At 66.1% G+C, this 14,985-nt stretch carries 15 protein-coding genes and 1 pseudogene; 7 read left to right on the top strand and 9 right to left on the bottom strand.

From position 1 onward, the window contains the following. Positions 1-2,205, top strand: coding sequence for an aldehyde oxidoreductase molybdenum-binding subunit PaoC (paoC, locus tag Q7V45_RS22945; protein WP_304856496.1), 2,205 nt, complete (start codon positions 1-3; stop codon positions 2,203-2,205). A 134-nt stretch (positions 2,206-2,339) separates the two neighbouring features. On the opposite strand, the gene Q7V45_RS22940 is transcribed toward paoC, so the two are convergent. Continuing rightward, positions 2,340-3,305, bottom strand: a complete 966-nt coding sequence (locus tag Q7V45_RS22940; RefSeq protein ID WP_304856493.1) for a hydroxyacid dehydrogenase — start codon at positions 3,303-3,305, stop codon at positions 2,340-2,342. Between the two features lie 104 nt (positions 3,306-3,409). Further along, a complete protein-coding gene (locus tag Q7V45_RS22935) occupies positions 3,410-3,886 on the bottom strand; it encodes a hypothetical protein (protein ID WP_304856491.1) in 477 nt (158 codons plus the stop codon). A gap of 176 nt (positions 3,887-4,062) precedes the next feature. On the opposite strand from Q7V45_RS22935, the gene Q7V45_RS22930 reads away from it, so the two are divergent. The 3 genes from Q7V45_RS22930 (at position 4,063) to Q7V45_RS22920 (ending at position 6,066) form a co-directional block, all read left to right on the top strand. Next, positions 4,063-4,362, top strand: a complete 300-nt coding sequence (locus Q7V45_RS22930; RefSeq protein WP_304856489.1) for a hypothetical protein — start codon at positions 4,063-4,065, stop codon at positions 4,360-4,362. A gap of 92 nt (positions 4,363-4,454) precedes the next feature. After that, positions 4,455-4,793, top strand: a complete 339-nt coding sequence (locus Q7V45_RS22925) for a helix-turn-helix transcriptional regulator (protein WP_304856487.1) — start codon at positions 4,455-4,457, stop codon at positions 4,791-4,793. Next, complete coding sequence (locus Q7V45_RS22920; protein ID WP_304856485.1) at positions 4,783-6,066, top strand: type II toxin-antitoxin system HipA family toxin; 1,284 nt, start codon at positions 4,783-4,785, stop codon at positions 6,064-6,066. The genes Q7V45_RS22925 and Q7V45_RS22920 overlap by 11 nt, the downstream gene beginning before the upstream one ends. Before the next feature lie 170 nt (positions 6,067-6,236). On the opposite strand, the gene Q7V45_RS22915 is transcribed toward Q7V45_RS22920, so the two are convergent. The 4 genes from Q7V45_RS22915 to Q7V45_RS22900 form a co-directional block, all read right to left on the bottom strand. Continuing rightward, the gene (locus tag Q7V45_RS22915) at positions 6,237-7,220 is read right to left on the bottom strand and encodes a hypothetical protein (RefSeq protein WP_304856482.1); all 984 of its coding nucleotides are present in this window, start codon (positions 7,218-7,220) and stop codon (positions 6,237-6,239) included. 162 nt (positions 7,221-7,382) lie between these two features. Beyond that, positions 7,383-8,498 carry a DUF563 domain-containing protein gene (locus tag Q7V45_RS22910; RefSeq protein ID WP_304856479.1) on the bottom strand — a complete coding sequence of 372 codons (1,116 nt, stop codon included), beginning with the start codon at positions 8,496-8,498 and terminating at the stop codon, positions 7,383-7,385. A gap of 73 nt (positions 8,499-8,571) precedes the next feature. Further along, positions 8,572-8,937, bottom strand: coding sequence for a hypothetical protein (locus Q7V45_RS22905; RefSeq protein WP_304856476.1), 366 nt, complete (start codon positions 8,935-8,937; stop codon positions 8,572-8,574). An 8-nt stretch (positions 8,938-8,945) separates the two neighbouring features. Then, positions 8,946-9,284, bottom strand: a complete 339-nt coding sequence (locus tag Q7V45_RS22900; RefSeq protein ID WP_304856474.1) for an AraC family transcriptional regulator — start codon at positions 9,282-9,284, stop codon at positions 8,946-8,948. Between the two features lie 38 nt (positions 9,285-9,322). Between Q7V45_RS22900 and Q7V45_RS22895 the strand changes: the two are divergent. Beyond that, positions 9,323-9,436: pseudogene (locus Q7V45_RS22895) on the top strand (oxidoreductase); the annotation flags it as partial. A 39-nt stretch (positions 9,437-9,475) separates the two neighbouring features. Here Q7V45_RS22895 and Q7V45_RS22890 read toward each other — a convergent pair. Both Q7V45_RS22890 and Q7V45_RS22885 read right to left on the bottom strand, forming a co-directional pair. Next, positions 9,476-10,438, bottom strand: coding sequence for a hypothetical protein (locus Q7V45_RS22890; RefSeq protein ID WP_304856472.1), 963 nt, complete (start codon positions 10,436-10,438; stop codon positions 9,476-9,478). 35 nt (positions 10,439-10,473) lie between these two features. Further along, on the bottom strand, positions 10,474-11,268 hold the full coding sequence (locus tag Q7V45_RS22885; RefSeq protein WP_304856470.1) for a tetratricopeptide repeat protein: 795 nt from the start codon (positions 11,266-11,268) through the stop codon (positions 10,474-10,476). A gap of 153 nt (positions 11,269-11,421) precedes the next feature. Between Q7V45_RS22885 and Q7V45_RS22880 the strand changes: the two genes are divergently transcribed. Both Q7V45_RS22880 and Q7V45_RS22875 read left to right on the top strand, forming a co-directional pair. After that, entirely contained in the window at positions 11,422-12,414 is a 993-nt protein-coding gene (locus Q7V45_RS22880; protein WP_304856468.1) for an HNH endonuclease, read from the top strand. 148 nt (positions 12,415-12,562) lie between these two features. Then, complete coding sequence (locus Q7V45_RS22875; protein ID WP_304856467.1) at positions 12,563-14,356, top strand: sulfatase-like hydrolase/transferase; 1,794 nt, start codon at positions 12,563-12,565, stop codon at positions 14,354-14,356. An 82-nt stretch (positions 14,357-14,438) separates the two neighbouring features. Here Q7V45_RS22875 and Q7V45_RS22870 read toward each other — a convergent pair whose 3' ends face one another. After that, a complete protein-coding gene (locus tag Q7V45_RS22870) occupies positions 14,439-14,942 on the bottom strand; it encodes a YbhB/YbcL family Raf kinase inhibitor-like protein (protein WP_304856464.1) in 504 nt (167 codons plus the stop codon). Positions 14,943-14,985: the final 43 nt, after the last annotated feature.

Here is a 14,985-nt window from a genome sequence, read left to right as displayed (position 1 = left end):
ATGAAATTCGACACGCCCGCCACCACCAATCCGATCGACCAGCTGAAGATCGTTGGCCAGCCGCTCGACCGCATCGACGGACCGCTGAAGACCACGGGCACCGCGCCCTATGCCTATGAACGCCACGACGTCGCGCCCAACGCGGCCTATGGCCATGTGATGGGATCGGCTATCGCCAAGGGCCGCATCGCCTCCATGGATATCGCCACCGCGAAGGCCGCGCCCGGCGTGCTGACCGTCGTCACGGCCGAGAATGCGGGCAAGCTCGGCAAGGGCGAGTACAACACCGCCATGCTGCTGGGCGGGCCCGGGATCGAGCATTATCACCAGGCCGTCGCGCTGGTGGTCGCCGAGACCTTGGAGCAGGCACGCGATGCGGCCGAAATGATCAAGGTCGCGTATGCGCCGGCCAAGGGCGCCTACGACCTCGCCGCGTCCCGCGACTCCGCCAAGCCCTCGGGCAAGGACGACGAACCGGCCGACAGCCGGGTCGGCGATTTCGACGCCGCCTTCGCCGCCGCGCCGGTCAAGCTCGACGCCACCTACACCACGCCCGACCAGTCGCACGCGATGATGGAACCGCACGCCACCATCGCCGCCTGGGAAGGCGACAAACTCTCGCTCTGGACCTCGAACCAGATGATCGCCTGGAGCGTCGGCGACATGGCCAAGACGCTGGGCATGCCCGAGGACAAGATCCACCTGATGTCGCCCTATATCGGCGGCGGCTTCGGCGGCAAGCTGTGGATTCGCGCCGACGTGGTGCTGGCGGCGCTGGGCGCGCGCGCGGCGAAGCGCCCGGTCAAGGTGGCGCTGCAGCGGCCGCTGATGTTCAACAACACGACGCACCGTCCGGCGACCATCCAGCGCCTGCGCATCGGCACCACGAAGGACGGCACGATCACGGCGATCGGCCATGACAGCTGGTCGGGCGACCTGCCGGACGGCAAGCCCGAGACCGCGATCCTGCAAACGCGGCTGCTCTACGCCGGCGCCAACCGGCTGACGCGGCAGCGGCTGGCCGTGCTCGACCTGCCGGAAGGCAACTCCATGCGCGCGCCCGGCGAGGCGTCCGGCATGATGGCGCTCGAGATCGCCATGGACGAAATGGCCGAGAAGCTCGGCCTCGACCCCGTCGCGTTCCGCATCCGCAACGACACCCAGGTCGATCCCGAGAAGCCGGAGCGCAGCTTCTCGCAGCGCCAGCTCACCGAATGCCTGCGCACCGGCGCCGAGCGCTTCGGCTGGTCCGCCCGCAAGGCCGAGCCCAAACAGATGCGCGACGGGCGCTGGCTGGTGGGACTGGGCATGGCCGCCGCCTATCGCGGCTCGCCCGTGATCAAGTCGGGCGCGCGGGTGCGGCTCGACGCCAAGGGCACAGTCACGGTCGAGACCGACATGACCGACATCGGCACCGGCAGCTACACGATCATCGCGCAGACCGCCGCCGAGATGATGGGCGTGCCGCTGGACAAGGTGGTGGTGAAGCTGGGCGATTCGGCCTTCCCGGTGTCAGCCGGGTCGGGCGGCCAGTTCGGTGCCAACTCCGCGACCGCCGGCGTCTATGCGGCCTGCGTGAAGCTCCGCGAGGCGGTGACGGCCAAGCTCGGCCTCAATGCCGCCGACGCGCAGTTCGCCGACGGCCAGGTCCGCTCGGGCCAGCGCAGCATCGCGCTGGCCGAGGCGGCCAAGGGCACCGAGCTGGTGGCCGAGGATGCGATCGAGTTCGGCGAGCTCGACAAGAAGCATCAGCTCTCGACCTTCGGCGCGCATTTCATCGAGGTCGGTGTCGACGCCGCCACGGCCGAGGTGCGGATCCGGCGCATGCTGGCGGTCTGTGCCTCGGGCCGCATCCTCAACCCGAAGTCGGCGCGCAGCCAGGTGATCGGCGCCATGACGATGGGCGCGGGCGCGGCGCTGATGGAGGAGCTGGCGGTCGACACACGCCACGGCTTCTTCGTCAACCACGACCTCGCGGGCTACGAAGTCCCGGTCCATGCCGACATCCCGCACCAGGAGGTGATCTTCCTCGACGAGACCGATCCCCTCTCCTCGCCCATGAAGGCCAAGGGCGTCGGCGAACTCGGCATCTGTGGCGTCGCCGCCGCCGTCGCCAACGCGATCTACAACGCCACCGGCGTCCGCGTCCGCGACTACCCGATCACGCTCGACAAGCTGCTGGAGAAGATGCCTGACGTGGGGTGAGCCCTCGTCGTCCCGACCGGAGCGAAGCGGAGTGGAGGGACCTTCTCTCCTCCATTTGACGGCATTGGGTGGAAAAAAGGTCTCTCCACTCCGCGCTTCGCGCTACGGTCGAGACGACGGATAAGATAGGCGCCTCACCCCACCACGCACTTCGCCGGCGGTGGCATGCCGTCGAGCACGTAGAAGATGTTCTCGACCGCCTGCACGGCGACCCGCTCCAGCGACTGCCGCGTCGAGCCGCCGATATGCGGCGTGAAGACTACGTTCTTCTGCTTCCACAGCGGATGGTTAGGATCGGGCGGCTCGACGACGAAGGTGTCGAGCGCGGCGCCGGCGAGATGGCCGCCCTCCAGCGCGGCGACGAGGGCCACGTCATCGACCAGCGGGCCGCGGCCGGCATTCACCAGGAACGTGCCCTTGCGCATGCGGGCCAGCGCCGCCGCGTCGATCATGCGGTCGGTCTCCTCGGTCAGCGGGCAATGCAGCGTGACGATGTCCGCCCACGCCAGCAGCTCGTCGAGGACATCGACGCGGCCGACGCCCTCCGGGATCGCCTCGCGCGCGAGATAGGGATCGTAGATCCGGATATCGAGATCGAACGGCCGGCAGAGCGCGACCAGCGAGGAGCCGACGGCGCCGCAGCCGACGATGCCCAGCTTCGAGCCCGACAGCTCGCGGCCCATGAAGGCCGATTGCGGCCAGGTGCCCTGGCGCAGCGCCGTGTCGAACGGCACCATGTAGCGCAGCACCGAGAGCATCATGCCCAGCGCCAGCTCGGCGACCGAGCGGGCATTGGCGCCGTGCGTACGCAGCACCGCGATGCCCCGCGCGCTCGCGGCCGCGACATCGATATTGTCATAGCCGACGCCGTGCTTGGACACGACGCGCAGGTCGGGCGCGGCGTCATAGACGGCGGGCGTGATCTTCGTGGTGCGCACAAGGATCGCATGGGTCGGCGCCTCCGACACCGCCGCGATCATCTCGGCCTCGGTGGCCCGCGTCGGCAACATCCGCACCTCCGCCCCCCGTGCCTCAAGCAACGCGATCGCCGCGGGGGCGAGGACGTCAGAGTTGATGATGATACGCGGAGTGTTTTTCATTGAGGCACCCTTTCCCGACGCAATGACGAGGCGTCGTATTTAGCGGGATTGAGTGAACAGGGCGAGATTCCGGACAGAACTGCTTCCGGCAACCAGCTTCTCTATCAGACGGTCTCGCTTGATTGAAGACTGACCGATTTACGAACGTCAAACTGCCAATAAGCGAGTGTGGCCGCGACAACAGGCAAGAGAAGGGATCCAAATTCTGCGTAGAATCTTTCCCAACGAGGAAGCAAGTTGTCGAAAGAGACGCCCCGAGAGAACGACAAAGAAACTTCTAGGGCTGTCAAGGCGGCCATAAGGCACCCCGCCAAGACGTAATACACAACCGTCTTGATCCCGAGCCGGTTGGCTATCACCGCCATGACCGCGAAAGGAATGATGCTAGAAATGGTGGCAAGAACGATTGTCGCCATGGCGGTGAGAATCAGGAAGGTGATCACACTCCCCAGCCCAGGCGAACCAATGCCGCTCAACGGCATCACCACAAGTGTCGCTTGCACCACATACAAGGCGCTCGCAATCGCAACATAGCGCACGAAGGCATACATCTCGTCGCCAAGTGATCGTCTGTCGTTCACGACTCACCTTTCCAGAGCAAAATCGCTCCTAGGGGCACGACGCTACCAGCGTGCCCCAGAACAGTGGAAGTACTACGAGAGGCCCCCATACGAGCGGCGCGATGCGGAGCGCGATCAGCACGACGCCAGCGATCTGAGCGGCGACCAGCCAGGGGAACAGGCTTCGGAACACCGCCATGGTCAAGAATGTGGCCCAAGACATCGAGGCAATACACACCTTTGTCGATGTAGTCGGACGGCACGCGATCGAGAGTGGAAACCTGCGAGAGAAAGATCGCCCACGCGGCAATGAAGGCGATGGCCAGCCGGAAGAGCACCGACGGGCGATCCACCCACTCAATCAGGCGGTGTACGAATCGATCAACGAAGCGTCTCGCAAGCTGCCTAAGCGCGAGGCCAATATAGCACAAGCGACGCGAGCAGGATGGCAAAGCCAAGATGCATTAGCTCCATTAATGGCTCTTAAGATAGCTTAATGCTTTATTAATAGCGCGTATCTATTGACGCCGTCGCATTCTGATCTATAAATAGCTCATTAGATCTTTCTTTGCTCTTTTAATGGATCAAAATGCCCAAGCCGCCCGACCGACCCTATTCCCGCTACAGCCGGGATGCGCTGACGCTGCTGGGACAGATGATCCGGCGGGCGCGGATAGAGCGCGGGCTCACAGTCGCGGAGCTGGCAACGCGGGCCGGAGTGTCGCGCGGGCTCATCCAGCGCATCGAGCGCGGCGATCCGGGCTGCACGATCGGGGCGGTGTTCGAGACGGCCGCCATCGTCGGCGTCCACCTGTTCGATGCCGGTCCCGGCGCCCTGGGTCAGGCACTCGGCACCAACGCCGCCATGCTCGAACTGCTCCCCAAGTCCATCCGTCCCTCGCGAAAGGAGGCGGAGGATGACTTCTAGCGAGGCCCCCGGGAAGAACGATCGGGAGGCCTATGTCTGGATCTGGCTTCCGGGCGCGACCGAGCCGGTCGTCGCCGGCCGCCTCTCGGCCGAGGGCAACAGGCTCCACTTCCTGTATGGCCGCAGCTATCTCGCGCGCGACGACGCCATCGCGATCTACGATCCTGAGCTACCGCTGCGACGAGGAAGCCTGCCGCTGCTCGACAATCTGTCGATGCCGAGCTGTCTGCGCGATGCGGCACCCGACGCCTGGGGTCGCCGTGTCATCGTCAACCGCAAGCTGGGCGCCCGCGGGCAGGATATCGACACGACCCGGCTCGACGAGCTGACCTATCTGCTGGAGTCGGGCTCCGATCGGATCGGCGCCCTCGACTTCCAGCGCTCGGCCACGGAGTACGTCGCACGCGAAGCCCCGGGCGCCACGATGAAGGCGCTGTTGACGGCGGCGGACAAGGTCGAGCGCGGCGTGCCGCTCAATCCCGATCTCGACCAGGCGCTGTTCCACGGCAGCTCGATCGGCGGCGCCCGGCCGAAGGCGCTGATCGTCGACGGCGACCGCAAGTACATCGCGAAATTTTCCGCGCAGGGCGACGTCTACAGCGTGGTCAAGGCCGAGTATGTGGCGATGCGCCTGGCGGCCGAGGCCGGCCTCGACGTTGCGCCGGTTGCCCTCAAGCGCGCCGCCGGCAAGGACGTGCTGCTGATCGAACGTTTCGATCGCCAGCGGCAGGCGTCCGGCTGGACCCGGCGCGCCATGGTGTCGGCGCTCACGCTGTTCGCCCTGGACGAGATGATGGCGCGCTACGCCAGTTACGAGGACCTGGCCACGATCGGGCGTCACCGTTTCGCGGCGCCCCGGGAAACGCTCCGCGAATTGTTCTCCCGCCTGGTGTTCAACATCCTGTGCGGCAACAGCGACGATCACGCGCGCAATCACGCGGCCTTCTGGGACGGCAGCGAACTCGCCCTGACGCCCGCCTACGACATCTGCCCGCAGCCGCGCTCCGGGACGGAGGCGAGCCAGGCGATGCTGATCCTGGGCAACGAGCGCCAGAGCCAGCTTTCCCTGTGCCTGCGGGCCGCTCCCACGTTCCTGCTCAAGCCCGCCATGGCGCGCCGCATCGTGAAGCACCAGATCGACGTCATCACGAAGCGATGGGACGCGGTGTGCACCGAGGCGTGCCTGTCGGCCACCGACCGCCGCTATTTCTGGCGGCGGCAGTTCCTCAATCCGTTCGCCTTCGAGGGATTGCCCGCGTCGCTGCAGGCATAGCCGCCCGACTCCGCCTTCAGCAGCCCGTCCTTGATCATCTGCGCCGCGGCTGCGTCTTCCTTCTTCAGGAGGGCGTCGCACGGGTGGGAAAATGCGATCGGATCAACGACGCGCCTCGCAGGTTTGCCAGGGGAGAGGCGCCTGCCGGCCGCCGACGGCCGCGTCACTCCTCAAACCGTCCGCTTTCGCGCCACTCCCGCCCGCGAGAGCATCGACAGGCCGAGCGCGAGGAGGCCGCGTTTGCGGGTGGGTGCCTGTCGGGGACTCTTCGTCGACAGCAGGTCCCGGAGCAGAATCGACGCCGCGGAATCGATGGGGCTGGAGAACCGAGGGTCGTCCAGGCGATCGAGGATGGTTGCGCACACATCGCGCGGCACTGCGTCGAAGTCCGGCAGGAACTCCCGCTCCGGAGGCTCGGGAAGTGCCACGGGAAACATCATTCCCACGCGCTGGCCGAGAGCCTCCATGTCGCGGCGGTAGAGCTCGGCCGCGTCGAGCCATTGGGCGCGGGTGAGATACGGCGTGCGCCGGGGCGTGGCGGGGTCCATGCAGGCCTCACACAGGCGCACGATCCCCTTGAGCGACCGCGGGCCGACGCTCCCGATCGCCGATGTCGTCGCCGCGATCGCGAGGGCGCGCACGATTTCCAGGGTCATCCAATGCGGCGATTCGTTTTCCCGGGCGACCTCCGGCGGCGGCTCGGCCACACCGAGGGCGTGCAGCAGATCGGCGATGAGAGTGCCGCCGACCAGGATACTGGCGTCGAGTGGCCGGATGCGCATCGCCTCCCAGCCGAACGCCTCCGCCCACCTGTCCAGCCTCGCGACGACCGACAGGTTCCTGCGGCCGCCCCGGACGAAGGAATCGATATCCTGGAGATTGCGCCCGTGCTTGGTCGGTTGCGCATACATCGACGGAATCCAGGAAGGATAGTCGCGCACATAGAACAGGATCTGCACGTCCCGGTCGCGCGTGAACCGTCTCAGGCGGGCGATGCCGTCGCGCTTCAGGCTGTGGAGGGCTTCCGCCGAGACGAACACGTTCCGGGAAGCAGCCTGTGCGAGATCCTTGCGGAACTTCCTGATCGTCGCCCTGTCGCTGTCGATGGCGTTCAAGGCGGCGGCGAGACGACCGTGGTTGGGCAGGCCCTTCACCGAGAGCGGGCACGAGAAGCCAGCCCTTTCCATGTAATCGACATGGGTCGTGGCCAGGCTCTGGATGGTCGAAGAGCCGGACTTTCCGCGGCCGATGTGGAGGTAGAGGGTCACCGGAGGGGCCTGCTCAGCGACGGCCGGGCGCGCGGAGGACGTGCCCGCTCAAATGACCTGGCGCACGAAGGCGACGAAGGAGGCCGGGTCGAGCACGATGTCGGCGTTGTTCGGATTGGTTTCCGACCAGACGGTGGCGACGCTGTCGCCGACGGCGAAGTAATAGTCGAGGTCGCGCTGGCTGGCGATCCGCATGAACATCGACCCGTGCACGCCGCCGCGGGGAAAGATCTCGATCAGCGTCGCGCCGGGACGGCAGAACAGGATGTTGGTCAGCCCCGCGCCATGCGGGGCCAGGACGATCCGGGCCTTTCGAAACTTCTCGATCTGTGCCGCCAGCGGCATCTCGCCCGGCCGGATGATCTCGAAGCCGAGGTCGCGCAGTGCCGGCAGGATCGCGTCCTCGTTGACGAGCCTGCGCATCCTGGATTCATTGCGGGAGACGTAGAGGAGCCCGGACGACGACGGGTCGGGCGGCGTTTCCTCCGGAACGATCGTGCGGAGATGGTCGGAGAAGTCGCGGACGATCCTGCCGACATGCTGGCCGCCAAATACAATGCCCGTCGCATTCAGGCTGCGCCCGCGCACGAGGCGCGCCTTCTTCTGGATCCGGATCGGCGCGTGCGCCTGCAGCAGGTCGGCGGCCTCGCGCTGGAAGGGGAGCTTGAGCTTCGGCGCAACGATATGCGTGGCGCCGGCGCCCACCAGGTCGCGCAGCCCCGACGATCGTTCGCAGACGTACATCTTGGCGATGCTGTCGGTCCAAAACCGGCAGTAGTTCTTCATCTTCGCCGACGCGAGCGGCAGCACGACCCGCTGCGGATCCGACACGACGGCCTGGTCGAACTCCTCGGCGGAGGGAAACACGTAGGACCGGAAGACCGGCTCCCGCACGACCCGGTTGTCCACGATCGTATTGCCGGAACGGACATCGACGTAGCTGTCCTGGCAATGAAAAGCGTAGATCGGGCCGGTCTCGAACCCCTTCTCGAACGCCGGCTCGCCGTCAGGAAATGCCCCGCGTATGTGGGAATGCTCCTTCCACGAATGCTCTTCGATCACCTCCAGGACGATGCCTTTGGAGACCTCGTGACAGCCGGCCTTGGCCTTCTTGATGGCGGGAAAGAGCCGTCGGACGTCCGCCTCGGAAACCTGATCGGTCATGGAAGCACACCGTACGGTGCCGAGGGCCCGCTCGACAAGCGTGCGCCCAGGCAATCGCGGGGGCCGCCTCGAATCAGCAGCGGGGCGCGGTGCGGGTGCGGTAGCCGTCGTAATACTGGCTGCCGCAGACGACCTGCTGCTGCACGACGTCGTCGCGATAGCCGTTCTGGCCGCGATTGGTGACGGTCACGGTCGTGTAGCGGCGCCCGTCGGCCTGATTGTAGCGGCCCTGACCCTGCTGGTAGGGGCTATAGGCCGGCTGGTTCTGATAGTAGTTCGGCGCCGGCTGGCCGTAGGCGTAACGTGGCGGCGGCGCGTAATAGCCGTTGTTGTAGGCTGGCGCGGGCTGGTAGGCGCCGGTCGGCGGCCCGTAAGCGTCGTTCTGGCAGGCAGCGGCCACCAGGCCAATCCCGGCGACCAGCGCAAGCCTCGCAGACATACCCAGCATCATCCTATCCTCCCGGCGTTCGGTTCCTTGCGCTTCAACGCTTTTCGCCCCTGCGGAGTTGCCTGTTGCCGCCACGCCGCCTGAGACAAGTCCATTCTGGCACTGAAAGCGCGCGAAAAAGCGGCGACGTCGGAATAGCAGATGGTGGCGGCGATGTCGGCGATGGTGACGTCCGTGTCGCGCAGCAGCTTCTGGGCGACCTGGAGGCGGACCCCGGCGATCAGCTCGCGGATCGAGGTGCCACGCTCGGCGAGGCGCCGGTTCAGCGTGCGTTTGCTCGAGCCCACGGCGTCCGCGATGGCATCGCCGCCGACGGCGCCCTGCGCCAACCCGCGCATGACGGCGCGGCGCGTGCGGATCGCGATGTCGAGCTCCTCGCCCGACGCCGCCGTCGGAGACGGGTGCGGAGACGGCGTTCCTCGCCTCCTCCGACTCGAGCTTCTTGACCGTCGGCGAAGTCTTCGTCGACGGCGGCTTGGCGCAGGTGTGAGATGAGCAAGGGCCCAAGCTGCGCTTGGCCCCATCCGCTCTATTTCCCGAGGCTGAGAAAGTACTCGGCCACTCGTTCGTAGGCAGCCGCCGTAGGGTGATATTCGAACGGCGGGGCGATCAGATACGCATCGGAATAGTCGGGAATGATCTGGCGGATCGTGTGCACGCGCACACCATTGTCTTTCAGGCGCTGGATCACGCCGGCGGTAACACCGTCCCACGTGAAGACATGAAAGCGAATGCCGGGATACAGACGCTCCAGCTCGCGCGAGGCTTCGGTGATGATCGCCGCCGCCAGCTCCTCCTCTTCGCTTTCGGTCAGACGATTGAACCCGACCAGCTCGCGCCAACTCTTCCCGACGGTATTGAAGTTCCCATCACGCACCGCCCGCCCTTTGTCGTCCACGACGAAACGCGGACCGAACCTGTCCCATTTCCCGCGTCCTGCCGCTCGGGCCGTATGGGCCGGGATGAACAGATAGACGGCATCGGTCGGCTTGCAGGTTATCGCGCGCTGAAAGCGGCCGGACTGGAGGCCGGACAGGAACTGGTGCGGTCCCCAGCCGCCGATCCCCAGGCTCTTGACCTCGACCTGCCCCTTGCTCTTGGCCACGATCTGGGCCGCGGAGGTTTGATCGTCATTCACGCCTTCGCCGAACGTGAAGGAGTCGCCGAACAGCAGAACGCATCGCTGGGCGTTCTCGACTTTGGGAACGATCCGGAAACTATCGGGCCCTGTCGTGTAGGACGCATCGTAGATTACGCGGTCGTCCAGCTTTCTCACAGCCGTAACGTGCTTGTTGGGCAGCGCAATGAAGCCGACATCCTTGATGCCTTTGTTGTTACCCTGGTCGTAGAAGCCGTTGACGAACGTCCCTTCCATGGTCAACCGGTCGCTCTGGCCATCGACGAAGTCGCTGTTCTTCCAAGCCCCGAAAGCAAGGGCGGCCGCAACCGCGGCCACGAGACTGATTGCTCCCGCCAACAGCCATTCCCTCATTCCGTGTTCCCTCGCATTACATGTCGGGTACCGCCTCAGCGCGTCCGCTGCAGCGGGGTCGGCGTGAGCGGGCTCGGGGTCAAGGGCTGTGCCGCGCCGACGGGGGCGGCCGAACTCGGGGGACGGCCGCGCATCGGATCGTTGATCGCCGGATCGTTGGTCGCCGGATCGTTGACCTGGGTCGGCTTCACCATCGTGTCGGTCTCGGTCGCCGCAGCCGGCGTGACCGCGGGGCCCAAGGGCACGGGGGCGCCCGGCGCGGCCTGCACGTCGGGTGTCGTCGGCATGCCCGGCGTGGCCGGCACGGGGCGACCCTCCTGCTGGGCGACCGCCTTGGCGGCGGAGCTGGTGTAGAGCCACTCGTCGGCGCCGCGGGTCGTGCCTTCCTTGAAGACGGCGATGGCGCGCCGCTTGTCGCCAGCCTTCCAGAAGGCCTCGGACACGTCGCGATAGACCATGCCGGTGGCGCTGGGCTTGTTGTCCGTCGGGACCCGCTGCAGCGTGCCCTTGGCGCGGTCGAAGCTGCGCTCGCCGGCCGCCACGTTGCCGCTCCGGATCTGGTACTCGGCCAGGCTGCTATAGGCGAGCGCCAGGGTGCCGCAATTGTAGTTCGTGGTGGAGGAGCACTGGTCGGTGGCCGAGTATTTCTCGACCTCCTTCTCCGCCAGGCTGGTCGCGGCCTTGAGGTCGCCGCCCTCGGACGCCCGCAGCGCCTGCTCCTGGTAGGAGGTGCTGTCGCTGCTGGCACAGGCCGTCAGCAATGCGCCGGCCGCCCCCGCGACGACGAGCCTCAGGACCTGTGTCCCTCGATCCCCCAAAAGGCCAGCCATCTCAGTTCCCTGTCGAACACGAAGGCCGTCGATCGGCCCTCCCCCGCTCGTCTTATGGCGGGCGCCTAGGCGGAACGGAAGGGGGGATTTCGGGACCGGGCGGAGCCCTGCCCTCTTGGTCGCTGCCCCTCCCTGCAGCTAGATTGCTTTCGCATGCGCCAATACTGGTGGGTCAATCACAAGCAGACGTTCAATCAGGAGATTGAGCATCAGTACCTGTGGTCGCCCAAGACCTCCAGCAACGGCGCCCGCAACCGCTTCTACGACAATATGCGCGTGGCGAATCCGGGAGACCTCGTCCTCTCCTATGCCAACCAGTTCATCCGCTATGTCGGGCGGCTCGCGGACTTCGCCTTTACCGCGCCCAAGCCGTCGGAGTTCGGCGCCACCGGTGCTTACTGGAATAACGAAGGGTGGCTGCTGCCGGTGTTCTGGACGCGGCTCGATCCGCCAATCCGCCCCAGGGACCTGCTGTCGCTGATCGGGCCGCTGCTGCCCGAGAAATATTCGCCGCTGCAGCCGGAGACCGGCAAGGGTAATCAGGGCGTCTATCTGGCCGCGATTCCACGGGAAATCCACGACATCGTCACGGCGCACGCGCATGTCGACGTGGTCGGGCTTGAAACCGGCGGCGCGAACCGGCTGGCCTTCCGCACCGTCACGGACGAACTCGACGACCGCGTCGAGGCCCGCATTCGCAGCGACCTGAACCTGGACGACACGATTCGGAACGCCACGATCCAGGCGCGCCGCGGTCAGGGCACGTTCCGGTCGAATGTGCAGAAGGTCGAGAAAGCGTGCCGGCTCACCGGCATCACCAATCCCGCCCTGCTGATCGCCAGCCACATCAGGCCGTGGCGATCGTGCGAGACCGCCGACCAAAGGCTCGACGGCGCCAACGGACTCCTGCTGACGCCCGATGCCGATCTGCTCTTCGATCGGGGATTCATCTCGTTCGAGGACAGCGGCGAGGTGCGTGTCTCTCCCCGCTTCGACCAGGGCGACCTTCGCCGCCTCGGGCTCGGCGAACATGCGTGGAAACAGCTGGGCTTTTCCGAAGCGCCGATGCCGTGGCTGGCGCAAGGCTTCTCCGACAGCCAGCGGGCCTATCTCAACTATCATCGTGGACAGGTCTACATCACCTGACGCCGATACCGTGGGCGCACGCAATGCCGCCGCTCGACCGTCCCTTTAGCCGAACCTCAAGACAGCGCGCACCAGACGCCGAGTTCAATTCGCATGCAATCGGCCGCGCGATCTGCGTAGCATGCCGCGCCTTCACAGGAGCAGCCGGATGACGACGCCCGAAGACGACTCGTCCCTCCCGTCACGCCGCACCGCCATGGCCTCCGGCGCGGCGCTGCTGGGCACGACCCTCCTGGCCGGCGGGGCCTCGCTGGCGCAGCCTCCGGTCCCTTCACCCGCCACTCCCGCCCGTGACGCGATGCCGTCCGGCTACAACATCCTCTTCGTACTGGTCGACCAGGAACATTTCTTCCCGCAGTGGCCGTTCCCGGTGCCGGCGCGCGAGGCGATCAAGAAGAAAGGCATTACCTTCCTCAATCACCAGGCGGCCTCCTGTGTCTGCTCCTCGGCGCGCTCGGTCGTCTATACCGGCCAGCACATCCAGCACACCGGCATCGCCGACAACCTCAACTCCATCTGGCAGCGCGACCTCTCGACCAGGATCAAGACGATCGGTCATCGGCTCGCCGAGCTGGGCTATCACGCCGCCTATCAGGGCAAGTGGCATCTCTCGGCGAACCTCGATCTCAACGACAAGCCGGTCGACGCGCCGCTGCTCGACTATCGCAAGACCCTGCAGTCCTACGGGTTCCAGGATTTCTTCGGCATCGGAGACATGATCGACGGAACCCTGGGTGGCTATTCGTATGACGACGGCACGCTCGCGTCGGCGATCACGTGGCTGCGCACGGAAGCGCAGGCGCTGCGTACCAGGGGACAGCCCTGGTATCTCGCCGTCAACTTCGTGAATCCGCACGACACGATGTTCTTCGATTCAGACGTCGGCAGCGAAAACATCCAGGGCAAGCGGCATGCGATGGGCATCGCCCGGGCGCCGGACGACGAGCTCTATCGCGCGACCTGGGACGGCGTGCCCCTGCCGTCCAACAGACACCAGCCGTTCGATGCACCGGGCCGGCCGAAAGCGCACCTCTACTACCAGCAGTCCATCGACCTGCTGGTCGGACAATGGCCCGACGAGGATCGGCGCTGGCGCGACCTGCGCAACTACTACTTCAACGCCATCCGCGACTGCGACACCAAGGTGGAGCGCCTGATGGCGGCGCTCGAGCACAACGGCATGGCGAAGAACACCATCGTCGTCTTCACCGCCGACCATGGCGAACTGGGCGGCAGCCACCAGATGCGCGGCAAGGGCACCAACGCCTACCGGCAGCAGAACCACCTGCCGCTGATGATCGTCCATCCCGGCCTCTCGGGCGGCAAGGAATGCCGGGCGATCACCTCGCAGCTCGATCTCACGCCCACGATCCTCGCGCTCACCGGCAAGGACGCCGCGGCGGTCGCGCGAGCCGGTGACGGACTGCGTGGCCGGGATTTTTCCGCACTGCTCCGCAACCCGGAAGCCGCCGCGCCGAAGACGGCGCGCCCGGCGTCGCTGTTCAACTTCGACATGCTGTCCTACTCGGATCCGAAGTGGGCCACGATGACGATCGACACGCGCGCCTTCCGAACCAAGCCGCCGGAACAGCAGCAAGCGATGCTGGCGCGCAATCCACCCGACTTCGAACACCGCACATCGATCCGCAGCATCTTCGACGGCCGCTACCGTTTCTCGCGTTACTTCTCGCCCGTCGCCTTCAATACGCCGAAGACGATGGAGGAACTTCTCGCGATGAACGATCTGGAGGTCTACGACCTGCAGGCCGATCCGGACGAGATGGCCAACCTGGCGCTTGATCCGAAGAAGAACGGCGATCTCATCCTGGCTCTCAACCAGGTGACGAACGAACGCATCGCCGACGAAGTGGGCGTCGATGACGGCTCGTTCCTGCCGATCCGCAACGGAAAGTGGGCGTTTCCGCCGTTGGATGAAAGATAGTGGTGGAGGGAGCCGTACGTCGCTCCCGGACATTGCCGAAGGCAATGTCCTGACGCTCTCCCAAGGCCGCGCTTGGCGCCGCCTATTTTCTCTCGAAAGTACCCGTCAGCGCGGCCTTGGCCAGCGTGTTGAAATGCAGCTGGAAGCCGACGATCGCCGCCGACGTGTCGGCACTCACCGGCAGGGTCTCTTCCTTCACCGCGAACACCGTGAACACGTAGCGGTGCGGGCCGTGGCCAGGCGGCGGGCACGGGCCGCCATAGCCCGGCGCGCCGAAGTCCGTGCGCGTCTGCAGCGCGCCCTTCGGGAGAAGGCCGGCCTTCGGGTTGCCGGCGTCGAGCGCCAGCTCGGTCGTGCCGGCGGGAATGTTGACCACCACCCAGTGCCAGAAGCCCGAACCGGTCGGCGCATCGGGATCGAAGCAGTGGACGGCGAAGCTCTTCGTGCCCTCGGGAGCGCCCGACCAGCGCAGGTGCGGCGACTTGTTGCCGCCGCCGCAACCGAAGCCGTACTCGGCTGACAGGATGTGCTCCATGCCGAGGGTGGCGCCTTCCTTGAAGCTGTCGCTGGTCAGAGTGAATGCCATGGTCCTGCGTTCCTTCGTTGTTGCTGCATCTCGTAGCGCTCCC

The sequence above is a fragment of the Reyranella sp. genome, from assembly GCF_030651995.1.
In the GTDB taxonomy this organism is placed as follows: domain Bacteria; phylum Pseudomonadota; class Alphaproteobacteria; order Reyranellales; family Reyranellaceae; genus Reyranella.
This window is presented reverse-complemented; position numbering and strand designations above follow the sequence as displayed.